The sequence below is a fragment of the Streptomyces sp. NPDC091412 genome, from assembly GCF_044756885.1.
Lineage (GTDB): Bacteria > Actinomycetota > Actinomycetes > Streptomycetales > Streptomycetaceae > Streptomyces.
This window is the reverse complement of the sequence record NZ_JBIVTV010000022.1, coordinates 65,075-87,544: the sequence shown is the minus strand read 5'-3', so window position 1 is coordinate 87,544 and position 22,470 is coordinate 65,075. Positions and strand designations below refer to the sequence as shown.

The 22,470-nt window shown below is 69.5% G+C and carries 26 protein-coding genes and 2 pseudogenes; 14 read left to right on the top strand and 14 right to left on the bottom strand.

Annotated elements, in window-relative coordinates; all coding sequences use genetic code 11:
* Nucleotides 1-527: 527 nt before the first annotated feature.
* Nucleotides 528-881, bottom strand: a complete 354-nt coding sequence (locus tag ACIQMV_RS33965) for a hypothetical protein (RefSeq protein ID WP_402597043.1) — start codon at nucleotides 879-881, stop codon at nucleotides 528-530.
* Between the two features lie 374 nt (nucleotides 882-1,255).
* On the opposite strand from ACIQMV_RS33965, the gene ACIQMV_RS33960 reads away from it, so the two are divergent.
* Complete coding sequence (locus tag ACIQMV_RS33960; RefSeq protein WP_402597042.1) at nucleotides 1,256-1,555, top strand: hypothetical protein; 300 nt, start codon at nucleotides 1,256-1,258, stop codon at nucleotides 1,553-1,555.
* A 215-nt stretch (nucleotides 1,556-1,770) separates the two neighbouring features.
* Here the strand turns inward: ACIQMV_RS33960 and ACIQMV_RS33955 are convergent, their stop codons facing one another.
* Nucleotides 1,771-2,640: an LLM class F420-dependent oxidoreductase gene (locus tag ACIQMV_RS33955; RefSeq protein WP_402597041.1), complete on the bottom strand. Its 870-nt coding sequence runs from the start codon at nucleotides 2,638-2,640 to the stop codon at nucleotides 1,771-1,773.
* Nucleotides 2,641-2,999: 359 nt separating this feature from the next.
* On the opposite strand from ACIQMV_RS33955, the gene ACIQMV_RS33950 reads away from it, so the two are divergent.
* Nucleotides 3,000-3,371 carry a hypothetical protein gene (locus ACIQMV_RS33950; RefSeq protein WP_402597040.1) on the top strand — a complete coding sequence of 124 codons (372 nt, stop codon included), beginning with the start codon at nucleotides 3,000-3,002 and terminating at the stop codon, nucleotides 3,369-3,371.
* A 152-nt stretch (nucleotides 3,372-3,523) separates the two neighbouring features.
* On the opposite strand, the gene ACIQMV_RS33945 is transcribed toward ACIQMV_RS33950, so the two are convergent.
* Complete coding sequence (locus ACIQMV_RS33945) at nucleotides 3,524-4,462, bottom strand: hypothetical protein (RefSeq protein ID WP_402597039.1); 939 nt, start codon at nucleotides 4,460-4,462, stop codon at nucleotides 3,524-3,526.
* A gap of 541 nt (nucleotides 4,463-5,003) precedes the next feature.
* Here ACIQMV_RS33945 and ACIQMV_RS33940 point away from each other — a divergent pair.
* The 4 genes and pseudogenes from ACIQMV_RS33940 to ACIQMV_RS33925 form a co-directional block, all read left to right on the top strand.
* Nucleotides 5,004-6,218, top strand: coding sequence for a hypothetical protein (locus ACIQMV_RS33940; protein ID WP_402597038.1), 1,215 nt, complete (start codon nucleotides 5,004-5,006; stop codon nucleotides 6,216-6,218).
* Nucleotides 6,215-6,523, top strand: coding sequence for a hypothetical protein (locus tag ACIQMV_RS33935; protein WP_402597037.1), 309 nt, complete (start codon nucleotides 6,215-6,217; stop codon nucleotides 6,521-6,523). The genes ACIQMV_RS33940 and ACIQMV_RS33935 overlap by 4 nt, the downstream gene beginning before the upstream one ends.
* A gap of 467 nt (nucleotides 6,524-6,990) precedes the next feature.
* Nucleotides 6,991-7,917, top strand: coding sequence for a phosphorothioated DNA-binding restriction endonuclease (locus ACIQMV_RS33930; RefSeq protein WP_402597068.1), 927 nt, complete (start codon nucleotides 6,991-6,993; stop codon nucleotides 7,915-7,917).
* An 86-nt stretch (nucleotides 7,918-8,003) separates the two neighbouring features.
* Nucleotides 8,004-8,243: pseudogene (locus ACIQMV_RS33925) on the top strand (IS5/IS1182 family transposase); the annotation flags it as partial.
* 570 nt (nucleotides 8,244-8,813) lie between these two features.
* Here the strand turns inward: ACIQMV_RS33925 and ACIQMV_RS33920 are convergent.
* Entirely contained in the window at nucleotides 8,814-9,224 is a 411-nt protein-coding gene (locus tag ACIQMV_RS33920) for a hypothetical protein (RefSeq protein WP_402597036.1), read from the bottom strand.
* Nucleotides 9,205-9,633 carry a hypothetical protein gene (locus tag ACIQMV_RS33915; RefSeq protein ID WP_402597035.1) on the bottom strand — a complete coding sequence of 143 codons (429 nt, stop codon included), beginning with the start codon at nucleotides 9,631-9,633 and terminating at the stop codon, nucleotides 9,205-9,207. The genes ACIQMV_RS33920 and ACIQMV_RS33915 overlap by 20 nt, the downstream gene beginning before the upstream one ends.
* On the opposite strand from ACIQMV_RS33915, the gene ACIQMV_RS33910 reads away from it, so the two are divergent.
* Nucleotides 9,632-10,711, top strand: coding sequence for a peptidoglycan-binding protein (locus ACIQMV_RS33910; protein WP_402597034.1), 1,080 nt, complete (start codon nucleotides 9,632-9,634; stop codon nucleotides 10,709-10,711). The two genes, ACIQMV_RS33915 and ACIQMV_RS33910, sit on opposite strands and share 2 nt — an antisense overlap.
* A gap of 162 nt (nucleotides 10,712-10,873) precedes the next feature.
* Nucleotides 10,874-11,242, top strand: coding sequence for a hypothetical protein (locus ACIQMV_RS33905; protein WP_402597033.1), 369 nt, complete (start codon nucleotides 10,874-10,876; stop codon nucleotides 11,240-11,242).
* Nucleotides 11,243-11,296: 54 nt separating this feature from the next.
* On the opposite strand, the gene ACIQMV_RS33900 is transcribed toward ACIQMV_RS33905, so the two are convergent.
* Both ACIQMV_RS33900 and ACIQMV_RS33895 read right to left on the bottom strand, forming a co-directional pair.
* The gene (locus ACIQMV_RS33900; protein WP_391300981.1) at nucleotides 11,297-11,431 is read right to left on the bottom strand and encodes a hypothetical protein; all 135 of its coding nucleotides are present in this window, start codon (nucleotides 11,429-11,431) and stop codon (nucleotides 11,297-11,299) included.
* Nucleotides 11,432-11,589: 158 nt separating this feature from the next.
* Complete coding sequence (locus ACIQMV_RS33895; protein WP_402597032.1) at nucleotides 11,590-12,159, bottom strand: hypothetical protein; 570 nt, start codon at nucleotides 12,157-12,159, stop codon at nucleotides 11,590-11,592.
* 97 nt (nucleotides 12,160-12,256) lie between these two features.
* Between ACIQMV_RS33895 and ACIQMV_RS33890 the strand changes: the two are divergent.
* A pseudogene (locus tag ACIQMV_RS33890) lies at nucleotides 12,257-13,188 on the top strand (IS5 family transposase).
* Nucleotides 13,189-13,248: 60 nt separating this feature from the next.
* Here ACIQMV_RS33890 and ACIQMV_RS33885 read toward each other — a convergent pair.
* From ACIQMV_RS33885 to ACIQMV_RS33875, 3 genes are all read right to left on the bottom strand, one after another.
* Nucleotides 13,249-13,866, bottom strand: coding sequence for an HAD family hydrolase (locus ACIQMV_RS33885; RefSeq protein WP_402597031.1), 618 nt, complete (start codon nucleotides 13,864-13,866; stop codon nucleotides 13,249-13,251).
* A gap of 34 nt (nucleotides 13,867-13,900) precedes the next feature.
* The gene (locus ACIQMV_RS33880) at nucleotides 13,901-14,893 is read right to left on the bottom strand and encodes an LLM class flavin-dependent oxidoreductase (RefSeq protein ID WP_402597030.1); all 993 of its coding nucleotides are present in this window, start codon (nucleotides 14,891-14,893) and stop codon (nucleotides 13,901-13,903) included.
* A 107-nt stretch (nucleotides 14,894-15,000) separates the two neighbouring features.
* Entirely contained in the window at nucleotides 15,001-16,209 is a 1,209-nt protein-coding gene (locus ACIQMV_RS33875) for an MFS transporter (protein ID WP_402597029.1), read from the bottom strand.
* An 89-nt stretch (nucleotides 16,210-16,298) separates the two neighbouring features.
* Here ACIQMV_RS33875 and ACIQMV_RS33870 point away from each other — a divergent pair, with 89 nt between their 5' ends.
* On the top strand, nucleotides 16,299-17,060 hold the full coding sequence (locus tag ACIQMV_RS33870) for a DeoR/GlpR family DNA-binding transcription regulator (RefSeq protein ID WP_402597028.1): 762 nt from the start codon (nucleotides 16,299-16,301) through the stop codon (nucleotides 17,058-17,060).
* 159 nt (nucleotides 17,061-17,219) lie between these two features.
* On the top strand, nucleotides 17,220-17,456 hold the full coding sequence (locus ACIQMV_RS33865; RefSeq protein WP_402597027.1) for a hypothetical protein: 237 nt from the start codon (nucleotides 17,220-17,222) through the stop codon (nucleotides 17,454-17,456).
* Here the strand turns inward: ACIQMV_RS33865 and ACIQMV_RS33860 are convergent.
* Nucleotides 17,453-17,758, bottom strand: coding sequence for a DUF4158 domain-containing protein (locus tag ACIQMV_RS33860; RefSeq protein ID WP_402597026.1), 306 nt, complete (start codon nucleotides 17,756-17,758; stop codon nucleotides 17,453-17,455). The genes ACIQMV_RS33865 and ACIQMV_RS33860 overlap by 4 nt on opposite strands.
* Before the next feature lie 50 nt (nucleotides 17,759-17,808).
* Here ACIQMV_RS33860 and ACIQMV_RS33855 point away from each other — a divergent pair, with 50 nt between their 5' ends.
* Together ACIQMV_RS33855 and ACIQMV_RS33850 are read left to right on the top strand one after the other, a co-directional pair.
* A complete protein-coding gene (locus ACIQMV_RS33855) occupies nucleotides 17,809-18,162 on the top strand; it encodes a hypothetical protein (protein WP_402597025.1) in 354 nt (117 codons plus the stop codon).
* A 304-nt stretch (nucleotides 18,163-18,466) separates the two neighbouring features.
* A complete protein-coding gene (locus tag ACIQMV_RS33850; RefSeq protein ID WP_402597024.1) occupies nucleotides 18,467-19,669 on the top strand; it encodes an IS110 family transposase in 1,203 nt (400 codons plus the stop codon).
* 18 nt (nucleotides 19,670-19,687) lie between these two features.
* Here the strand turns inward: ACIQMV_RS33850 and ACIQMV_RS33845 are convergent, their stop codons facing one another.
* The gene (locus ACIQMV_RS33845) at nucleotides 19,688-19,873 is read right to left on the bottom strand and encodes a hypothetical protein (protein WP_402597023.1); all 186 of its coding nucleotides are present in this window, start codon (nucleotides 19,871-19,873) and stop codon (nucleotides 19,688-19,690) included.
* 272 nt (nucleotides 19,874-20,145) lie between these two features.
* Nucleotides 20,146-20,724, bottom strand: a complete 579-nt coding sequence (locus ACIQMV_RS33840) for a TetR/AcrR family transcriptional regulator (RefSeq protein WP_402597022.1) — start codon at nucleotides 20,722-20,724, stop codon at nucleotides 20,146-20,148.
* Nucleotides 20,725-20,816: 92 nt separating this feature from the next.
* Between ACIQMV_RS33840 and ACIQMV_RS33835 the strand changes: the two genes are divergently transcribed.
* Nucleotides 20,817-21,263, top strand: coding sequence for an anthrone oxygenase family protein (locus tag ACIQMV_RS33835; protein ID WP_402597021.1), 447 nt, complete (start codon nucleotides 20,817-20,819; stop codon nucleotides 21,261-21,263).
* Between the two features lie 278 nt (nucleotides 21,264-21,541).
* Here ACIQMV_RS33835 and ACIQMV_RS33830 read toward each other — a convergent pair whose 3' ends face one another.
* The gene (locus ACIQMV_RS33830) at nucleotides 21,542-22,462 is read right to left on the bottom strand and encodes a Ku protein (protein WP_402597020.1); all 921 of its coding nucleotides are present in this window, start codon (nucleotides 22,460-22,462) and stop codon (nucleotides 21,542-21,544) included.
* Nucleotides 22,463-22,470 lie beyond the last annotated feature (8 nt).

Sequence of the window (22,470 nt, the reverse complement as noted above, 5' to 3'; positions counted from 1 at the left end):
GCAAAGGAAATGACGCCTTCCGTACTTGCGGACGGACCCCAAACACTGACCACCCTGTGGGGCTCGGAGAGCGACCGGCTCCAGATCCGTGGTGCCCGGCGGCAAGTCCTTAGCCTGCCCTGTGTGATTGCGCTGCGCGCTGCTTGCGCAGGCGGGGTGGGGTGCCGCTGTCGCCCCACTGGTAGGCGGTGCCGATGACTCCGTACAGCGGGGCGCTCTGCACCGGGAACACCGTGGGCTGGCTGGCGAGGTGGCGGCACTGCTGGGCCGCGATCCGGGCGTGGTTCGATACCTACCGACTCAACCTGCCCGGCGCCGCCTTTGGGTGGTACTGGCCCGACCACGCCGTAGCGGCAGCGTTGACAGGCTTCTTCCTCACCCGCCCCTGCGGGGCGTGGAGCAACCGAAGCAGACAGTGCGCTGCACGCCAGAGTGCACCACCTGTCTCCTGCGCCCACCGGGCGGTGCAGCGGTGTAGCCCCCAGCGGGGCATCATCTCCCAGCGTCCAGCCGGCCGCCAGGCCGGACTACAGGACTTCCTCGCCAAGAAGGCAGGCACCGAAGCGTGCGGCGCGTTCTTCCAGCTCCGTGTAGGCCATGGCGGCCGGCGCGGCGTCCCACGTGGCGAACACGAGGGCGGAGACCGCTTCGCTGCGCGTCATCCCCTTCTCCCACGGCGCGCCGACAGCAGCGCACCGCTCGGCGAGCTGCCGGTCGGACAGTCTCGCGGTCTCCTGGTCGATGCCGGACCGGACGTCGGCGACCCCCTCGCACCAGGCGCGGTGGCCTGTGGCCAGGAGGTCCTGCAGCGCCTTCCGGTCGCTGAGGTCCTGGGCGCGGGCGGCGAGGTCGAGAAGCAGCGCGGTGGGGTTGGTATCCATGGTCATCTCCTTCATCCACTGTAGGGGCCGCATACCGGAACGGGGACGGGTACACCCGGCCCGGCAGCCGGCAGGCAGGTCTTCAGCTGTGGGCCATGCAGTCGGCGCATAGCGCGGGCCGCTGCAGCAGGCCACACCCCTTCGCTTCCTTGCGAGCTCCTTCTGGAGTGTGAGCCCACGATGCCTTGGCTGTCTGGCTATCGCGACTCAACTCACACTGCGAGCGCGGCACCCGCAACTACCTGCTCCTAGTGCGCTTGTCCTACGGCCCGTGTATCGGGAACCCCCGACCGGCGCTCCTCCGGGTGCCCCGCCAGGATCATCGCTGATCGAGCCTGTCCTGATCCCTGCCAACTGACCGCGGAGGCCCGCCGATGAGCACCCACCCCGAAACCATCACCCGTACCGTCTGCGGCAAGGCCTACACCATCAGTCGCCGCGACATCCACGCCGCCGCGGCCCGGCTCCGCCCTCTCCACCAAAACGACCTGCGTCACGGGGAGTTGTTCATCCTGGTCGGCTCCGGTCTCTACTACGGCCCAGACCTGATCGAGGAGGCAACCGGCGGCGCCCAGATCGACGGCTGTGAGGCATACGACCTCCTTGGCTCCCTCGGACTCCCGCTCTTCCGCTGGGACTGGGGCAACCTCAAGGACACCCGGAACGCGAAGTGAAGTGGAGCAGCGAGTTCCTGGTCCCAGTGGCCGCGCCCGCGGCCCTCCTCGACCTCGTCCCGGGCTACTGCCAGCAGTAGGCAGCCCTCCGTGTCCCGCACGTCGGCGACCTCGGCGAGCATGGACATCTGCTCCAGGTCCCTGCCTCCGGCCGACACCCGCCGCACCATAGCGTCATCGAGCTGCTGCGTCCGGCCGAGCCCGACCGGCCCCGGTCAGTCCTTCCGGTGAATCCACGTCCGGGCGAGTTCCGCGACCCAGGTGGCCGCCGCGTCGGGAGCGGGCGGGGGTGCGCCGACGACCACGAGTTCTGTGACGCCTGCTGCGGCGAGGGCGGGCAGCTGCTCCGGTGTGCCGTCGCTCAACGCGACGGCAACCGTGAGCTCGTCGAAGGTGCGCCCGTGGCGGGCGCACTCGTCGGCGAGGGTGGCGACGCGCGAGCGGACGTCGGCCGCCGGGATGTTGAAGCCGTACCAGCCGTCGGCTAGCGTGACCGCGCGGCGCAGGGCGGTGTCGCTGTTGCCGCCGATCACGACCGGGAGCCGGCCGCCGCGCAGCGGCTTCGGGTTGACGCGGATCGCGTCGAAGCGGGTGAACTCCCCTGCGAAGGAGGCTGGATCCTCGGTCCAGAGGGTGCGCATCGCGGCGAGGTACTCTTCGGTGCGCCGCCCGCGCCTGGCGAAGGGGACTGCGAGCGCTGCGAACTCCTCGGCCGACCAGCCGACCCCGACACCGAGGGTGAACCGCCCGGCTGAGAGCACGTCGAGTGTGGCGGCCTGTTTGGCGACCACGGCCGGGTTGTGTTCAGGCAGCAGGAGCATGCCGGTGGCGAGCTCGATTCGGCTGGTGACCGCCGCCGCGAAGCTCAGGGCGAGCAGCGGGTCCAGCCAGTCCGCGTCTGCGGGAACGGCGATCCGGCCGTCCGCGGAGTAGGGGTAATGGGAGACGGGCGCGTCCACGAGCACCACGTGCTCGCCGCACCAGAGCCTGGCGAAGCCGTGTATCTCCGCGGCTGTGGCCACCGCCCGGATGACCTCCGGACGGGCACCGTCACCGATGCCGAGCGCGTGCAACCCCACTCGCATCCGCCACCTCCTGGCGTCACCCTAAGTGCGAAGCGCGGACGCGTTCGGGTGACAATCGCACGCCGCGCGTGGAGGCGGCACGGCATGTCACTCGCACGGGCGAGGCCTCCGCCCGTACCTGCGCTGTCATTCCGGCCCTCAGTGGGGACGCCTTGCGGGCGTGAAGGCACGGGGGCCCCGCCTGGCCGACTCCGTTGTTCTTGGGGCGTTCAGCCCGCAGGTCAGTCTGGGGCAGCGGGGGCCGTAGTGGGGTCACGCACTATTGCTTCGAGCACGCCGGTCAGATTCTCGCTTCCCCATCGGCCCCTTGGACGGGCACCGCTCCGTAGACGCACGACGGTGCGAGGAGAGGGCTGCTGATGGCGGAGGACGACGGGATCGGGGAGTGCGAGGGGCATGGCTGCGGAGGGGCGGCGGTGGTCGGCCGTCGCCGGTGCCGTCTCGGCGATGGCGGCCGGTCAGGTCGGCGCGAGGGCGCCCGGCTCGTCGGCGTAGGCGTTGTAGACGGCCCGCAGGCCGGCCTCGGCGTCGACGAGGAGTGCGGCGGCGCGCGCGATACGCCGGGCGGCGGTGCGGGTCCAGACGCGTACCTCGTCGCTGGAGCCGATCCCATCGCACAGGACATACGCGCGGGCGCCGTTGTGGGTTTAGGTGGCGGTTGCGTCGCACTGGTGGGAGCGGTCGCCGATGAGCTGAAACGCAGCGTGGGTGCGCATGAGGGCTCCGGTTGAGGGAGGGGCCGGGTGCTGTGCACCCACGGCCAGACGGGTGGGCGGCTCAGGTGGTGAGGGCTGCCTCGGGGAGGTCCGCAACGCGCCCCTCCGGCTTGTTCCAGAATGGGGGGCTGTCTTTCTCAGCACTGCTCCACCCTGAGACGTCTGGATCAGGGCCCGGGCGGCGGGCTGTCGAACTGGACTTGGACGCTGCCCGTCGTGATGGTCACATTCCGGCCCAGACCGTGAAGGAGCCGTGCATAGGCCTCCATGTCCTTGTCGTAGCGTTCGACTTCGCGTTCGGGCGCCTCGAAGCGGGCGCCGGGTCGGATCGCCCCCCAGGGCTCCAGCAGCCGTGCCACCTTGGCCCTACCCGGCTCCGCGCTGGGGTAGATGTGGAATCCCGGCGTCTGCGCGTAGTCAACGTCGGTCAGGCCGTAGGGCATGTGTCCAGCGGTGGGCAACTCCAGGGCCAAGGCTCGGAATTGCTCATCCTCGATCAGGTCTGCCGACAGTCCCGGCAGGTCCATGGACGCGACTTGGGCGCGTCGGGCGGCGTCCTCCTCGCCGTCCGCGCTCTCGGCGATCCCCTGGGCCCACTCCCGGTCGTCGTACGTGCGCACGCACGCGCCGGTGAACTCGTCGACCAGGTCCCACCCTTCGCCCCCGGTGGCAGGAGCGATCAGGAACCGGGCGTCGGAGTGCTCGGCCGGGGACTCGGCGAAGAACACGTAGCCGCTGCCGTGCGGCTCCGTCGTCGCCAGTCCGGCCCGGCGCAGGACGTCGGCCATGAACGGCGCTATGCCGCGGGCGGGCCCGTCGAGCGTGTGCCACCAGGCGACGGCGCACCGGGCAGTCCACCCCAGCGGGCGGCGTACCGGCTGCTCGGAGATCGCTACCCCGTCTTGGGGACGGTCAAGGAATCCGGCAAGTGCGGCGTCGGCACGCCGGAACGTGGCCACCTGGGGGGCGGTGCGCTCGCGCAGCTCGGCCAGGGCGGCGGTATGTGCGGGCAGCAGCCGTCGCCGGATGTGGTCGGCCGTGTGCCGGGCGGTGGCCTTGGCCTCGCTGGGGCGAAGGTGCCTGGACGACAGCGCACCGCCGAGCACACCCGCGGAAGCCGAGCACGCGCGAGCCGTCGAGTGCCTCCCGGCCGACCCGTCGACCGCATCGAGTGCGTGACGCGGAACGTCCGTGGTGGCGGATCGGCGTCACCGCATGTCGCGGCGGTTGTGGCCGGTCCCGACGATCCGGGGGCGGCCCGATCTACCGTCGCTGTTGGGCGGAGTGCGGACTCTGGTGGCCGCCGACCGAGATCGACGTCGGGCATAGCCAGACCCGTCGATGTCTCGTCGTGCTGCTCATGGTCGTCGGTGCATCCAGGCACCTGGAGCGGCTTGCTGTGCGGGGCGCGCCGGGACCGCGGCGCCTGGTGAGGCGCCGCGGTGGGTTGTTCAGGTGGCGATGATGGTGTGGAAGAACAGCACCGCGCCCGCGAAGGCGGCGCCGCAGGCCAGGAAGGTCCGTCGACGGGCGGCCGCGGGCGGCCGCGGCCGGCCGACTTCTGACGTATGTCTTGGCACGGAGCGCGCTGCCCTAGGGTGGCGGCTTGCGAGCGGAACACACGGGAAGAGCAGGCAGGAAAAAGTAGTGGAACACAGCGATTCCCCCACGGTGGTGCCCCAGGTCGCCAAGCTGGTGGCACGCAGCGGGGACCTCAAGAACGAGCTAGTGGCCTTCGTGCACAGTCCGCGCTTTGCCCGGCGGTTGGATGCCCGGCTCGAGGAGGCAGCGGACCGGTTCGGCTTCCTGGACGAGACGACTGCCATCGAGACCATCGACCACTTCGCTCTGCAGCACCGGCTGGCGGACGGCTCGACCGTTGTCGAGCGGTTTGTGGCCCAGCGGAGGCCGCCGCTGCAGGAGGACGAGCGGGCGATGCTGCTCGGCTGGCGCGATGTGGTGGAGGCAGTCTTCGAGGTACAGGGCTCCGATGCAGGCGCCGCCGTCCTGCACAACCTGCTCGATGACCTCGTCTACCGGGTCCACTCCAACCTGGGGCGGCGTGCCCTTGGCAAACTGAACAAAGGGATGTTCGTGGCTGCCCGCATTGTGCCCGTCCACCCCGACACTGACGCCTGGCTGGTCAGCGGCAACCTCACCACTTACGCGCCCGGCGACGGACCGCAGTTGGCACAACTCGCTGTCCAGACTCTCGCTGTCAATCCGCAGTTGCTGCGCCGTAATCCCGAGATGCTGCGCAGGGCCTGGGAGATGCAGGCCGAAGCCCGCGCCGACTTCATCGAGGTGTTCGGTACCGACATGCTCGTCCTGGACCCCGGCGAGACGCACGTGCGGATGCGGGAGTACCACCGGCACCGGCAGGACAAAGCCCTGGCCGAACTCGACGACGAAGCCGCCACGCAGGCGATGAACAGTGGGCCCTCCCTCGACGAGCTCACCAGCGTGCCCGAAGAGTTCCGCGACGCGGACACCGTCGCCGTGATCTGCGACGAGACCGAAGGCCTGTGCTACTACGCCGACTTCGGCCACCTTGACGCGCTGTTCGCCGATCCCACCTTGGCCCGTGACCGCACCTACCTGAGCCGGCTCCGCGAGTACCTGAACGACGACTCCATCTCTCCCATGGTCATCCGCCGTCTGGTCCAGCGGCACCCCGAGAACGCCGATTCCGTCTTCCGCGCGCTCCTGCGCAAGCCCACCTTCGCCTGGGAGCAAGATGGGGAGGAGTTGCTGCGCCGCCGCAAGGCGATGCACTTTGCCCACGAACCCTGGCCAAGCGTCACCCCCGTCGGCGCCCGCCTCGCGGAACTCCTGCGCAAGCAAGAGCGGAAGAGGCGATGAGGCTGTCCACCGCCGAACTCAACGCCATGGTCGCCGAGGCGATCGTCGATGCCTACGACGAGTACGAACAGCTCGCCGCCTTCCAGGCGGTCATCGAGGACCGCCTGGCCCTGCCGTTCGCCACAGTCGTGCTCGGCGTCACCGTGACCGTCACCGCCATCCAGGACCGGCCCGGCAGCGGCATCGCCGCCTTGTGCAGACGCGGCCGGCACGCTCAGGCGATCGGCATCCTCGATCTACCGCTGCCCGACCTCGCGCCTGAGGGATGGGCCTGGGTGGAGGCGTACCGGCACTGGGCATCCTGAGCCGCCGGCCCTGACCACTTGGGGCTGCCGGACACCCCCAGAACAGGACGCCGCGCGACGCGTCGAGCTCCGGCGGCGGTACGTGCCACCCGGCCGGGATTTGATGATCGTGTCGTCGACCTTGCCCTGCACCGTGTCATGGACGACACGCTGAGACACGACATAGTCGTCACCATCTGTTGCAGTCCTGCCTGACACGGGCGAAGTCTTTGGCGTTCCACGAGCCGGGGGTATGAGGGCGGGGCGAACGGGACATCAGCGCATCGCTTCTCATTGAGCACACACAGCAGATCGACCACTCACCCGCCGACGGTCGATCACGCCGCGTACGTCCGCCAGGCCCACGGCGGTCGCGCAGCCCTGGCAGAGCGTCGACGGCTCAGCCTGGCGGCAAAGGCGTTGGCGGCTGTAGCCCGCCTGCACCGTCGGTATGCCTCCTCGCGACGCATGGCAAGGTGGGCGTCGTGATGGTACGGGACGAACTGATGAGCACGCTGTCGAGCCTGCGACAGGCGCGGATCGGAGCGCATCGCGCGCCGCACAAGCCGTTGCTGGTGCTATGGCTGCTGGGCCGGTTCGTCACCTCAGGGAGTACCGCGGTCACCTACGACGAAGCCGAAGGCCCCGTCAGCAGGCTGATCAACGACTTCGGTCCGGCGATGACCAACCCGTCACAGGCCAAGCAGCGTGCCGCGATGCCCTTCGTGCACCTGGAACGCACCCTGTGGGACCTGCGTGACAGCGCCGGCCAGCCGATACGCCCGACCGATCCGGATCGGGGAGCATGGCTGCGCGCCCAAGGCGCCCACGGCCGTATGCGCCCTGAGGTGGAGAGACTGCTCGCCCACCCGGGCACCGTGGCGGCGGCTGCCGGACTCCTGCTTCAGCAGCACTTCACCCCGGCTCTGGAAGCACCCATCTGTGACGCCGTCGGCCTCGAGGTGACCAGCTGGGATACGCAAGCGATCTTCGTCCCCGGGCAGGGACAACGCCGAGCACGGCGGCCGGGTTTCGTAGAGGACGTTCTGCACGCCTACGCTTACGCGTGCGCCTTTTGCGGGTTCGATGGCGCCATCGGCCGCAATCCGGTGGGTTTGGAGGCCGCCCATGTGCGCTGGCACAGCCAGGACGGTCCGGACGAAGTCAGCAACGGGCTGGCGTTGTGCTCCCTGCACCACACGCTCTTCGACCTCGGTGTGCTGGGACTCGGGCCGCACCTGCGGATCCAGGTCTCCCGCTGGTACGTAGCCCGAAGCACGGCCGGGCAGGCTGTCGACGCCCTGCACGGCAACCGTGTTGCTACGCCTCGGCCTGGCCACTCGGCCATCGATGCGCAGTACGTCGACTGGCACCAGCGGCAGGTCTTCAAACGCCCCGCAGCGCACGCTGCATGACTGCACCAAGGAAGCTCGAGCACTTCCGGACAGCCGCACCGATCCGTGACGAGTACGGGTCATCGCGAGCTGATCAGGTGGAGCCCGTGCTGGGACTGATCATCGGGGCCGTCGTCCCGGCCGCGTCGGCACACGACAACGCCACTGGCAAGGACCTGCTGGACCAGACGGCCGAACGGTGTGGGAACCGCCTGGAGAAAGCCCTGGTGGACCAAGGTTTCAAGGACGATCGTTGAGGTCGTCCGCAGCAACCCGGCAGACCAAGGCAAAGGCTTCATCCCGCAGTCAACGGCACGTTGATGCTGCACCGGAGTCTGGCCCGCGAATGCTCCCAAAGCCTCCCAAAGAGCCAGAGGCCACGGCCGGGGGAAAGCGTACGGACTGGCCCAAGCAGGCGGGCCAAAAACGTGAGAATGGGGGTGCTGATGGAGACGGGCTGCCAAGATCCGGTCTGGTGCGGTACCGGCGCCGAGTACAGATGTGAGGGCAGGCTGGGTGTCAAGATCAGGAGTCGACGGACTTCGAGATGGGGGCCGACTTGATGGGGCGCATGGTGGACCGGGCAGGTGCCTGCCCGGCGGATGACGGCCGAAGAGCGCTTCCGCACGGGTATAGAGGCAGTCGTAGAACTGGACACGAAAGTGGGACAGGATGCCCAGCGCGGCGTCAGCGGACTCTTGAGGGGCGAGACTCTTCACCAGCGGCCGTTCCTTCACGCGACGTTGCTCGACACTTCGAAGCGTGAAGAACGGCCGTCCTGCTGTCTTAGGAACGAACCAAGATCAGCGGCTCAGGTGAACCGCTGAGGTTAAACATCAAGCTAAGCCGCCCTCTGGCTCCAGCTGGCCAGCTCAGAGTGATGATGGAAGAGCCTCACTCTCGCCACCCGGAGGCGATCACGCCACGGGCACCAGCTGCAGATCGATCTTCCCCTTGCCGTCACCGATGACGTCGACGGTTACCTGCAGACGCATCTCACCCCAGGCGGCGAGCCCCTCAGCGTCCAGCAGCATGACGCCGTCCGGCATTCCCACCTCATCACGTTTGTGCGGAGGGATCGCGCTGTCGGTCACGTGCATCCATAGGCTGAGGAATCCGCCTGCTCCGGACAGACTGTCTGACAAATCTGGCATATTCGTGATGTGATCGCGCGTGGCCTCATCAACGCGCTCCGGGTCCGCCATGCCGGTGCGCCCGATGTCATAGGACTTGCTGTAGCTGACCGTGCCGAAAAGCTCTCCGGCGGACGCGGACTCCGGCAGTTGAACAATGATGGCCCCAAGTGAACTACCGGATTGGTGCGACATCACGGTGAATCCGTCCCGGACCAGCAGGGCACAGGTACTGACCGAACAAGTCCTCGTCCAGTTCCGCGGCGACAATCTGCCGCGCCTCCAGTGCAAGGTGCCGCGACGAGTCGTCCGGCAAGGACTTGAACCCGAACCCGGTAATGCGGCCGACGGCCTTCGCCCCCGGCGACGGCACCGACTTGTACTCGGTGATCAGCGACAGCCCCTCGTGGCACCACCGGTCGAGCACATCCAGATCGACGAGGAACACGTGCTTTTGCTGAGCAATCCGGGCACGGGTTGTGCTGTCGAGCAGGAGGGTGGTGACCATGAGCCTGTTCGCGTACACGCAAAGGTCCACCGCCGTGTAGCCCATTTTCCCCGTAAAACGGAAGCGGGTTGCATCGACTTCAACCTTGAATTTCATGAAGCGCCCACCTCGTGCCCTGGGGACCGCCGCCGTCACCACACTGGCCGTCGCGGCCGTCACTGCCCTCGGCGCCGCCGAGGCCCCTGACACCGCCGCCGCCCGCCCCACCCAGGCCAAGGCCGGCACCAGCGTCACCGCCAACGTGCCGGTCCTCCGCATCGGTAGCAAGGGTCCCGCCGTCACCGCCCTCCAGTACCTCCTCACCGCCCGCGGCCACACTGTGGCCGCCGACGGCGTCTTCGGACACAAGACCGCGGACAAGGTGAAGGCCTTCCAGAGGAACAACCGCCTTACCGCGGACGGGGTCGTCGGCGCGAAGACCTGGAGCAAGTTGACCCGCACCGTCCGCCAGAACTCCAGCGGCCCCACCGTCAAGGCCGCACAGCGCCTCCTCACCGCCCGAGGGCACGCCGTGGCCGCCGACGGCGTCTTCGGCAAGCGCACCGCCTTCGCCGTCAGGGCCTTCCAGAAGAGCCGGTCCCTCCCCGCCGACGCCATCGTGGGGCCGATGACCTGGAACGCCCTGCTCACCAGCTCCCCGGCCGCCCAGCCCGCCCCCAGGCCGTCGGCCCCCCGCGGCTACTCCCTGAAGTTCACCAAGAACCACAAGCATCCGATGTACTCGCCCCTCTCCCTCGTCCGCGACGGCAAGGTGCTCAAGACCTACCGCGCCAACTCCGGCATGGGCAGCAAGGACACCTGTCTCCCCAATGAGGGCTGGCTGCCCAGCGGCACCTACAAGGTCAAGGGACATGAGACCAACCGCGGCGGGTGGAACTACAACCCCCGCGTGCAGATCCAGGGCTACGCCATCCAGCTCGAGGACAAGTACTGCTCGCCGGCCTCCGGCCGGAAGCCGGTCAAGCGCACCGCCCTGTTCATCCACAGCGAGATGCTCGCCGACGGCACCCAGGCCATCAACACTCCCAAGCAGGACGACTACTGGCGCTGGGACGGCGACTTCGACTACCAGTCCAACGGCTGCATCAAGCTCAAGCCGAACGACATCAAGGACCTCTTCCAGCGCCTCAACCAGGCTCACTGGCCCAAGAACCTGACCCTCCGGGTCGGGTGAGCAGCACGATCCTTCAAACCCCACACACCGTGGCCCCCGGCAGTACGCCGGGGGCCACGGCCTTGTACGAACCTCAGTTGCCCCACCACGTGGAGGCGACAGACAGACAACCCACCCGATTATTGACCCTTGAAGCGTGATGTCGTCGGGGGCTGACGGTACGTGATCGGCGGCCGCCGCGGTGATCGCGGCTGCTACGGACCTGCGATCATCGGCGATCCACCCGCGGCGGATCTCGTGCGCCAGGTCCCGGACGCTGAGCCCGTCGCGGACCCGGGCGGCCAGGGCGACGGCGTCCTTCGGCTCGGCGGTCACCGTCGGCCCGGACGCGGTGAGGTACGCCGCAGCGACGACGGACGCGAAGCGTTCGTTGCGGGACTCCAGCGCAGGGACCTGGATCAGGAATTGCATGAGAGCTGCCGCCCGGTGGTGGCGCTCGGCGTACACCGGGACGTCCAGCACCTGGTCGGCGTGCCGGGCGACGGCGGCTGCGAGACTGCCGTAGTCAGTCACGTCCGGATCCTGGGTTGATCGCCGGGATTCGGCCGGGGCGTTGAGCCGCTCGGCTAGGTTCTGTCCGGTCGATCATGTGCGGAGCCAGATGACGAGTGCTGCTGCGGTGACGGTGCCGAGGTAGATGTATCCGCGCTTGTCGTAGCGGGTCGCGACGGCTCGGGCGTGCTTGAGCTTGTTGATGGCCCGTTCGACGGTGTCCACCATCGCCCGTGCCCATCAGCACGTCGCCGGGGCCCGGCCGACGAGTCGGCCGGCCCTGCGCTCGGACACTCGTGGCGAGCCGGGGTAGCCGGGGGTGCCTTCGCCCGGCACGCAGGTCCCTTCCGGGCGCGGAGGTCAGATGCGTCGGCGGCTGCCCGGTTTCAGGAGCAGGGGATGACGAAGTTGTCGAAGGAACGCTCGGCGGTGAGCACGCGGTCGTGCCCGTAGTAGGGGCCGGTCTGCTCGTAGTTCACGTCGAGGTGGTAGGTCCCGCACGTGATCGCTTCGTTCATAGCGCCCAGGCTGGTGTGGTAGCTGCGGGACACCAGCGTCCAGGCTTTGAAGCGTCCCTCTGAAGGACCCTCCTGCCCTGGGGTCGGCTCGATGCGGACCGTTGCAGTCGCGCCGGCCGGGTAGACGTCGCTGGCGGAGTACCAGATTCCTCCATACCGGTAGGTGGTCCTGTTGGTTTCGATGGTGAAGTGGTAGTCGCCCTGGTGGTCGAGGACATCGACGCAGGTGCGGAGATCGGTGTACGTGGTACCGCCGTGGCCGTAGACCCCCTCCCAGGGGGTGCAGTGACTGCCGACCTCGGCGGTGTCCCCGTCATCGGCCGACGCGGCGGCGGGGGCAACAAGACCGAAGGCGGCCAGGGCGACGGTCGCGGCGATGGCGCGAGTAAAACGCTTGACCCTCATGGTGTCCTCTCTGTCCGTCAGATGCCGCGGCATACGCAGCAGTATCTGAAACGACCGGAGGACTGATGAGGTGATGCTTCTTTGGGGTGAAGACCGGATCGAACGGGTGATGTGGCTCGTTGGTTCGGGCATGGGGCGGGGTGGCCTGACAGATGCCGAGTGGGAACGGCTGCGGCCGTTCCTGCCGGTCAGCAACAGGCGTTGTGGCCGGTGGCGAGACCACCGGCAGGTGATCGACGGGATCCTTCATCGAGTGCGGACCGGCGTGCACTGGCGCGACCTGCCCGAGCGGTTCGGCCCGTGGAAGACGGTCTACGAGCGCCACCGGCTGTGGTCCGCGGACGGAACGTGGGAGCGCCTGCTCCAGCAGATCCAGGCTGAGGCGGACGCGGCCGGTGAGATCGACTGGGACGTCTCTGTGGACTCCACGATCGTCCGGGCGCATCAGCACGCGGCCGGCGCTCGCAACGATCCGCCGCCGGCCCTTGCCTCAAAGGGGGCTGGGCCGGCAGAACACCAGGACGAGACGCCGTGGCAGAGCCTCGTCGCCCGCCTGGCGGAGGTGGTGCTGGAGGCGAGGGCCTGGGCCGCTCGCGGGGTGGGTTCACCAGCAAGGTCCACCTGAGCGTGGATGGCCGCTGCCGCCCGCTGTCCCTCGTCCTCACCGCGGGACAGCGAGCCGACTGCTCGCAGTTCGAGCTTGTGCTGGAGAAGATTCGTGTCCCGCGGACCGGTCCGGGCAGACCTCGGAAGAAGCCGGACGGCGTGGCCTGCGACAAGGCTTACAGCAATGGCCCCTGCCGCAACTACCTGCGCAGACGCGGCATCCGGCACACGATCCCGGAGAAGGCAGACAGCCGGGCCGTCCGCCTTCGCAAGGGCTCACGCGGGGGACGGCCTCCCGGCTTCGACGCGGACCGCTACAGGAAGCGCAACACCGTCGAACGGGCCATCAACAAGCTCAAGCACGCCCGAGCCGTCGCGACCCGCTACGACAAACGCGGATACATCTACCTCGGCACCGTCACCGCAGCAGCACTCGTCATCTGGCTCCGCACATGATCGACCGGACAGAACCTAGTGGCGCAAGTCTCGGCCCTGACCGTCACAGGACGGCGTTACTCATTGGGTCGGCAGCCAGGAGTCGAGGGCTGCTGCCAGCTCGTCGCGTCGGGTGAAGACGTGTCCGTTCATGCCGGTGGCTTGCGCTGCGCGCACGTTCTCCTCGCGGTCGTCGACGAAGAGGAAGTCGGCGGGGGCGGCGTGCATGGCGACGATGCAGTGGCGGAACGCCGCCGGGTCCGGCTTGGCCGCGTGGATCTTTCCGGAGAAGGCGACGTGGTCCAGGTGGTGCAGCCAGGGCTGGGCGGTGAGGAAGGCGTCCGCGTGGTCGGCGGGGATGTTGGACAGCAGGGCGACCTCGGCCCGCTCTCGCAAAGACTGCACGTAGGCGACCATGCGGTCATCGACACGTGACCAGCTGTCGATGTCGGTGAGTCGCAGCTTCTCGATCGTGTCGGGGCCGGCTGTAAGCGACAGCCATCGCAGGACGGCCGTCCAGTACTGGGGTGCGGTCCACTGCCCGGCGTCGTAGGGCGGACGGCAGGCCCAGTACGCGGCGGTGAAGACGTCCGTCGGCGCGCCGCTCAGGGCGGCCATCTCGTCCATGGAACCTGGGCGTTGGTGGCATGCGATGACACCGAAGAGGTCGAACAGCACGATGGGTCGGTCGGTGGACATGGCGAGGGCTCCTCCAAGTCCGGCGGTGTGGATGTCAGGGGCAGGGGTCGAGGGCGCGGGCGAGTGAGTCGAGGGATGCCAGGGCGTCAGGTCCGGCGGGGGCGAGGACGACGCTGGTCGCGCCGGCCGCGTGGCGGGCGTTGATCGCCGCGCGGGCCTGGGCGGGGGTACCGGCGATGCTCAGTTCGCGGACCCAGGCGGCGGGCATGGTCTGGGCGAAGTGCCGGGCGTCGGGGCAGGCGGCGCGGAGGGCGCGCAGCTCGGCGGCGAAGGGCAGGGGGTCGATGTGCGCGGCCCAGTCCGGCTCGCCGATCGCCTCCAGGCCGACGCGGACGCGGGCGAGGGCGGCTTCCTCGTTGTCGTCGACGGCGGCAGCGTCGTAGGTGACGATCTCCGGAGCCTTCGAGGTGGCGGCAGGTCCCAGATGGTGCAGGGAGGCGGTGACGTAGGCGGAGGTCGCGGGCTCGGCCAGGAGGAGCCCGTCGGCGACTTCGCCCGCGGCTTCCTGTGATCTGGGGCCACGGACGCCCAGGACGAACGGCGGGACGATGTCGGGCGTCTCGGTGAGGACGACGCCTTCGCAGCGCACGTAGCGACCGTTCGCGGGGCCGGGCTCACCGGCGAGGAGCAGGCGCAGCGCGGTCGTGTATTCCTTGATCAGCGTCAGGGGGCTGGCGGGCCAGGATCCGGCCTGGCGCATCCAGTCGGGCATACCGTGTCCGATGCCGGCGATGAGGCGGCCGGGATAGAGCTGGGCGAGGGTGGCCAGTTCCATCGCGGCGAAGCACACGTTGCGGGCACCGGCGGGCAGAATGCCGATTCCGACGGTGATGTTCGTGGTGCTGGCCAGGACGGAGGCGGCCTGGGCGATGCCGCCGCGCCAGCCGAGGTCCTCCACCACCCAGATCTGCTCGAACCCCAGTTCTTCGGCTCGCCGCGCGTACGGCAGCACCTCGCCGACGGGAAGATCACGGGGCAGCATGACACCGACACGGCCGCGGGCAGGCAGAGCGTGGGGCTCGGGCATCGGGGGGCTCCTTCGGTCAGCTGCGGGTTTTCCTCCCCGGCCCCTGGTGGCCGGGGAGGTGGGGAAGCTTGTGCGGCACGGGGGTCAGGACCGTGCCGCACAAGCGGTCAGTGGCCGACGCCTGCCATCTCGCTCCGTGGCGTGCGGTCGGATCCCGTACGCAGGACCCGGGCGCCCACAGCGGTGGTCACGCACAGCAGGGTCAGCAGGACGAAGGCGTGGTTGAGGGCGACGAGGTGGGTCAGCCAGCCGATGACGGCGGGGCCGGCGAGCATGCCGACGTAGCCGAGCCCGGCAACGCGGGAGACGTTGGCACCGGCGGCCGCGGGGTCGGCGTGCCCGGCCGCGCTGAACAACTGCGGGACACAGCCCGACAGGCCCAGCCCGAACAGCGCCCAGCCCGCGAACGCGGCCCACATCCACGGGCCGAAGGCCACGAGCGTGATGCCGACAGCAGCCGTGGCCGCGCCGTAGCGCAGGATCGCCATGGAACCGAACCGGGCGACAAAACGGTCGGCCAGCAGACGGCCGATGGTCATGGCCGCCGCGAAGGTGCCATACGCGAAGGCGGCCGTGCTGGCGGGCGCACCGAGGACGTCCTTCAAGTGCAGGGCACTCCAGTCGTTGGCGGCGCCCTCGCACAGCATGACCATCAGCGCCAGGACGGCCAGGAGCCAGACCCGCCCTGCGGTGCCGCGGCGCGCGGCGGCCGGTGACGCTTGCGTCTCCTCCACGGAACCGGTGCTCTCGGCGGCGGGGGCGGCCGGCATCAGGGCGCGTGCCGAGGCCAGGGCGATCACGATGCCCACCGCTCCGACCGCGGCCATGGTCGCGACCGGGTTCAGACCGGCGCTCGTGGCCCCCGCTGCGACGAGCGCGGCGAGGACTCCGCCGACGGAGAACGTGGCGTGAAAGCCCGACATGACGGGCCGGCCGTACGCCTTCTCCACGTACACGGCGTGGGCGTTCATGCTCACGTCCAGGCAGCCGTTGCAGAAGCCGAAGACCAGCAGGGCGCCCGCCAGCGTCCACGGATCCCGGGCGAGACCGGGCAGCACCAGGGCCGCGCCGCACAGCACCCCGCTGGCGGGCACCACGACGCGCGCGCCGAGGCGGTCGGTCAGAGGGCCCGCCACCTGCATCCCGACGAAGGCCCCGAGCCCGAGCAGCACCAGCAGGCCGCCCAGCGTGGCGTGGCTGATGCCCACCCGCTCCTCGACGGCGGGGATGTGCACCACCCAGGCGCCCATCAGGGTGCCGCACAGGACGAAGTAGACATAGGTCGCCACGCGGGCGGCTCGAAGCGAACGTTCCATGCCGCCACCATAACGAACAGGCTCTGTGTTTGAAAACCCGGATAATGAACGCCTTGCATGTTTGTTTTCTGGTGGTGTTCAATCCCGGTATGAGCAACGCAGACCGGCACGGGCTGATCGCGAAGGCCGTCAGGGACTCCGGCAGCGCCACGGTCCAGGAGCTCGCGGAGCTGACCGGCGCCTCGGAGATGACCATCCGGCGCGACCTCGACACCCTGGCCGCCCAGGGCGTCCTCGAACGCGTCCGAGGCGGGGCACGCACCCTGCTGCTCAGGGGCGAGGAGCCCCCCTTCGTCCTGCGCGCCCACGAGGCGGTCGACGCCAAACGCCGGATCGCCGCCGAGATCTCCGCACTCATCGCCGACGGCGAGAGCATCCTGCTGGACAGCGGCACCACCTGCCTGGAGGTCGCCCGCCTCCTGCGCGAGCGGCCCGTCACCGTCATGCCCCTGTCCCTCCAGGCCATCCACCTGCTCGGTGAGACACCGGGCCCGGCCACACTGGTCGTGCCCGGCGGACAGCCCCGCGCCGCCGAGGGCGCCCTCACCGGCCCCCTCACCCTCGCCTCCCTGGCAGCCCTGCGCTTCGACACCGCCGTCATCGGCTGCTGCGGACTGAGCGCGGCCGAGGGCCTGACCGCCTACGACCTCGACGATGCCGCGGTGAAAAAGGCGAGTATCGCCTCCGCCCGCCGCACCATCGTCGCCACGGACGGCGGCAAACTCGGCCGCACCGCCTACGCCTACGTCGGCCCCTCCACCCTCATGCACACCCTCGTCACCGACACCACCGCACCCGCCGACGAGGTAGCCGCACTCGAAGGCGCCGGCACCATCGTCAAAACCGCCTGACCACTTCGCCGCGCGGGCGCACCACACCCGCACCCAACGGCCAGCCTCGCGGGCAGCCGCCCGCGCACCCTGGGGAGCCGACCACGCCGGAGCCCGCGTGCCGGGGCCGGGCCGCATGCCGGCCGCACGGGCCGAGCTGCGCGATCAGGCCCGCTTCCTGTGGGGGCAGTGGTGAACCGGCGCCCGGAGCACCTCACTGAGCGGGCGGGGGAGATCCTGCGCTGCATCCGGCGGTGGATCGAGGAGCGGGGTGAGGGTCCGTCGGTGCGGCAGCTCGCCCAAGCGATTGGGATGGGTAGCACGGCGTCGGTCGCCTATCACCTGGCTAACCTGGAGCGGTCGGGCGCGCTGATACGCGACGGCCGGGGCTGGAACACCTGCCGCCTGGGCCGCTAAGTTCCGACACCCGCGAGTGCCTGGCGGACATTCCAGCTGCGGTGGAACGCGCAACGGCCCCTTCCCGGCCGTGTGGTCGACCAGCGGCATCGGGCCACGACCGTCGCCGCGAGCCGGTCGCGCGACAGCTCCATCGGACACAGCTCGGTGGCCAGCCACGCGGCCAGCCGGTCCTGGTCCTCCTCGGTGTTCGCCCGGAACTCGTACGCCGCCCGGATCTCGCCCCGGTGCCGCTGGATCACCTTGCTCTGCCAGTCATAGTCCGCCCACGCTTCCGCAGGTACTTTCACCTGCTGGGCCACGTACGCGCCCGCGCAGTGCAGCTCCGCGCCGAAGCCGATGAAGGGCGCGCATGATCCGCAGCCTCATTGAGCGCCGGCGGGCCCGCCGTGCCGCCGCCACCGCGGCGCAGCTGTCCGCCCATTTCGACGCCCAGATGCAGGCCGCCGCCGATAGCGCCATCACTGCGGCCCGGCGGGAACTGTCCCGCCGCATGCCCACGCTCCCGCTGCAGCACATGGACCGCGAGCGGGTCGATGTCCGGAACGTGCTCGACGTCGCCCACGAGCACTTCGGCCTTGTCGCCGTGCCACCCGAGAGGGTCGCCGCGATCCTGCGGGCCCGGTACGCCCTGCAGGCGGGCGCCATCGTCCGGCACAAGTGCGACGCAGCCAGATCCTGGACTTCCAGGCCCGCCGCGGGCTGACCGGTCACCCGCGGACGTGCGGGGCGCAGCCGGGCGGGCCGTCGCCGTCCGGGACGCCATCCTGGCCGCCGCCCCCCGTTACCTTTTTCGTGGCTCCGCAATGGGGCCTCCGGCCTTCGGGTCCGGCATGACTTCCCCCCTTGTTGTTCATGATCCGGGGGGGTGGTGTCACCGGTCCCGGAGGCATCGACGGACCGCTGATGAGGGGCTTGAGCACCGGCTTCACCCGAACCGTCCGTAACGTGGATGTGGCAGCTCGGTGCCCTGGCAAGGCCGGACGAAAGCGTGATGGAGGGGCCTGCACGTGATCGACACCGGCAACATCGACGTCTTCCTCGGCCTGGACGTCGACAAGGGCGAACACCACGCCACCGCCGTCACCCCGGCCGGGAAGAAAGTGTTCGACAAGCGCCTGCCCAACACCGAGCCCAAGCTCCGCGAGCTGTTCGCGAAACTCCAGGCCAAGCACGGAACGGTGCTGGTCGTGGTCGACCAGCCGACCTCGATCGGCGCCCTTCCGCTGGCGGTCGCGAGGAACATGGGCTGCCCAGTCGCCTACCTGCCGGGGCTGACGATGCGGCGGATCGCCGACCTCTACCCCGGCGAGGCCAAAACCGACGCGAAGGACGCGTTCATCATCGCCGACGCCGCCCGCGCAATGCCGCACACGCTGCGGGCGATCGACGGCGAGGACGAGACAATCGCCGAGCTGGAGATGATCGTCGGCTTCGACGACGACTTGGCCGGCGAGGCCACCCGGCTCGCCAACAGGCTGCACGGGCTGCTGACCCAGATCCATCCGTCGCTGGAACGGGTGCTGGGGCCGCGGTTGCAGCATCCGGCCGTCCTCACGTTGCTGGAACGGTTCGGATCCCCGGCACAGATACGCAAGGCCGGCCGTCGGCGGCTGATCACCCTTCTGCGGCCGAAGGCGCCGAGGATGGTCGAGCGGCTGGTCGAGCAGATCTTCGCCGCCCTGGACGAGCAGACCGTCGTCGTTCCCGGCACTGAGGCGGCCGCGCTGATCGTCCCAAGCCTCGCGGCCTCGCTCACTGCCGTGCTCGACCAGCGGAAACTGCTGGCCGGTCGGATCGAGGAACTCCTGGAGGCCCACCCTCTTTCGAAGGTCCTGACCTCGATGCCGGGCGTCGGCGTCAGGACCGGAGCCCGCATCCTGATCGAGGTCGGCGACGGAAGCACCTTCCCGACCGCCGGCCACCTTGCCGCCTACGCCGGTCTCGCCCCGGCAACCCGGAGCTCGGGCTCCTCGATCCGCGGCGAACAGCCCTCCAGGAGAGGAAACAAGCAGCTCAAACGGGCCTTCTTCCTCTCCGCCTTCGCCGCCCTGGGCGACCCGGCCTCCCGGGTCTACTACGACAAGAAGATCGCCCAGGGCAAGCACCACACCCAGGCTCTGCTCTGCCTCGCCAGGCGCCGGGCCGACGTCCTCTTCGCGATGCTCCGCGACGGAACCTTCTACGAACCCCAACCCGCCGCGGCCAGGTGAGGAGTTCAGACCGCCAAATCAGTCCGCCGGCCGAAGCCGCTGACGAGCGGCGTCAAGCTGCTGGTCATAGTCAGGCGCGAACAGTTCAGGAAGCGCTTTGTCCAGTGTTCCGGCGATTCGATGGATCGGTGCCCACACCGCCGGATCGTCGACAACGCGGCTGAGGTCCGTCATCTGGAGCTTCTCCAGCCAGTGCGACAGCACCAGTGCCTCGTCACTCGTGGGAGCCCGCCGCCATCGCAGACGCACTCGCGGCCGGCCATCACTCCGGCGACCGCCAGGACGCCCTCTGGTGACTGGAGCGTGTGCAGCGACAGGTGCGAGGCCTCGCAGCTTCCGGGGCGGGTGCCCGTCTGGGGTGCGGGGCCCGGCGATCTGCGGCTGCGCCGTGCGGACGCGAGTGACCCGAAGCGTTGCCGTAGGCAGGCAGCGGCGGGGTTCGAGGACTCCGGCCGCGTGCCCGCCAGGATGGTGTGTCAGAGCACAGCGAGCCGGTCCACCAGCAGTTCCACCCTCTGCTCGGTGTCTTCCGGCGGCAGCCGTCCCGCTCGGGTCAGGGTCGCGAGTCCGTGCAGGGACGCCCAGAACACCTCGGTGAACAGCCCCGGGTGGACGCCGTCCCCGGCGGCCTCGCTGAGGCTTTCCAGCAGGGCGGCGAAGGCGTCCTTCAGAGGTTCTGGGGTGTCCTCCTGTGCGTACGCCAGGCCGCCGTCGAGCTGGAACAAGGCGTCGTAGACCGCCGGGTTGCGCTCGGCGAAGTCGAGGTAGGCACGGGCGAGGGCGGCGACCCGCTCGCGCGGGCTGTTCGCGGCGGACGCCGCGGCCCGCACCGCCACGGCCATCTCGGCGGCGCCCTCCAGGGCGACGGCGCCGATGATCTCGCGCTTGCCTCGGAAGTGGCTGTAGAGGACGGGCTGGCTGTATTCGATGCGCTCGGCGAGCCGGCGCGTGGTGACTGCGTCCCAGCCCTGCTGCTCGGCGAGTTCACGGGCCGTCGCCACGATGAGGCGCTCGCGGACCGCCCGGTCGCGTGCCTTGCGTTCCTGTACCGACATAACTCGAATCCTAGCACCGCTAGACAATCAAGCGGCAGTAGCACTAGCGTTGTCCACATCAGCTAGCAGCGCTAGATCCCGGGAGGGGCAACATGCTCAGCGCACTCGAGGTCATCACCACCGTGGTCGTCGGCCTGATGGTGGGGGTGGAGTTCTCCGTCGCCTTCGTCATGAACCCGATCTTCAACGCCCTCCCGGAGGACAGTAACCAGCTGGCCCACTCCCACGGGGGCCGGATGCTCGGCGCCGTGATGCCGTTCTGGTACATCGGCTCACTCGTCCTCGTCGCGGTCTGGGCTGTCGCGGGATGGCACCACCATGGCACCGGCCTCGTCGTCACCGCCGCCGCGCTGCTGATCGTCAGCGTGATCATGTCGCTCCTGCTGCTCGTCCCGATCAACAACCGGGGCAAGACGTGGACCCCTGACAACCGGCCCGACGACTGGAAGCAGCAGATGAAGCGCTGGGACCGGTACCACTACGTCCGCGTCGCCGTCATCATCGCCGCCTTCGCCCTGCTGGTCGCCGCCCTCGCCTGATACCGAAGCCGCCCCGACATGCACTGGTTCGCCCCTGTATGTCGACAGCCTTCGCCCCGTCGGGGTGAGCCCGACAGGGCTTCGGATTTCTGACCCCGCGGGCCGACGCCGAGCCGGTGACGCACGACCCGTGGCGCGGCTTCACCAGCTACATCGAGACGGTCTGCGCCATGCAGACGGGCGGGCGATGTACGACCCGCGCCCCGGCGACCCGCGGCGCTTCGACTGGACCGGCGACGGTCCCTGACCACCCCGACCATGGGCCCGGCCACGGCAGATCAGCGCGCTGGGGCACCTCGACTGCCGTTCCTCGAGGACGCTGCCCGTGCGGGCGCCTTCCTTGCCGTCTTCCGCGCTGCGGCCATCTTCGTCTGTGCGGCTGGCGTCTCCTGGGGGACCGCGTCGCCCGTCTCGCCGCGGGCTGCCCGGGCCTTGTCGACGGACTGCTGCAGCGCGGCCATCAGGTCCACCAGCTGCCCTGGCCGGGCCGTCGGCTCCGGGACCTGCGGCAACTGGCGGTTTTCCTGCTTGGCTTCGATCACCGCGTGCAGTGCCTCGGTGTAGCGGTCGGTGAACTCGGGGCCAGCGAGGTCGTCCCGGGTCATGGCCTCGATCAGTGCCATGGCTTCGTTGACCTCGTCTTCGTCCAACTGGACCGAAGGCGGGACTACGGCGGCGGGGTCGCGGATTTCGTCCGGCCAGAGCAGACCGTGCAATGCGATCACGTCGCCGCGGACCCGTAGCAGGCCGAGCCGTTCGCGGCCGTGCCACGCGTAGTGTGCGACCGCCACTTTTGAGGCGCGCTGCAGGGCCTGGCGCAGCAGCACGTACGGCTTCGCGGCGACGCTGCCCTGGGGCTGGAGGTAGTAGGCGGGGCCGATCCGGATCGGGTCGATGTCGGCGGTCGGGAGGAAGCCGACCAGCTCGATCGCGCGCGCGGTGGGCAGCGGCGGCTGCCGCAGTTCTTCGTCGGTGAGCGGGATCATGCGGCCGCCGGCCATCTCGTAGCCCTGGCCGATCTCGCCGTAGGAGATTTCACGGTCCTCGATCTCGCACCAGTAGCGGTTGCGCACCCGGCCGTTGTCGGCGGTGTGGATCCGGCGGAGGCGGACGCTGTGATCCTCGGTTGCGCCCAGGACGGCGATGGGGACGCTGACCAGCCCGAACGAGATGGCACCGGTCCACACCTTCGGGGGCATGACGCACC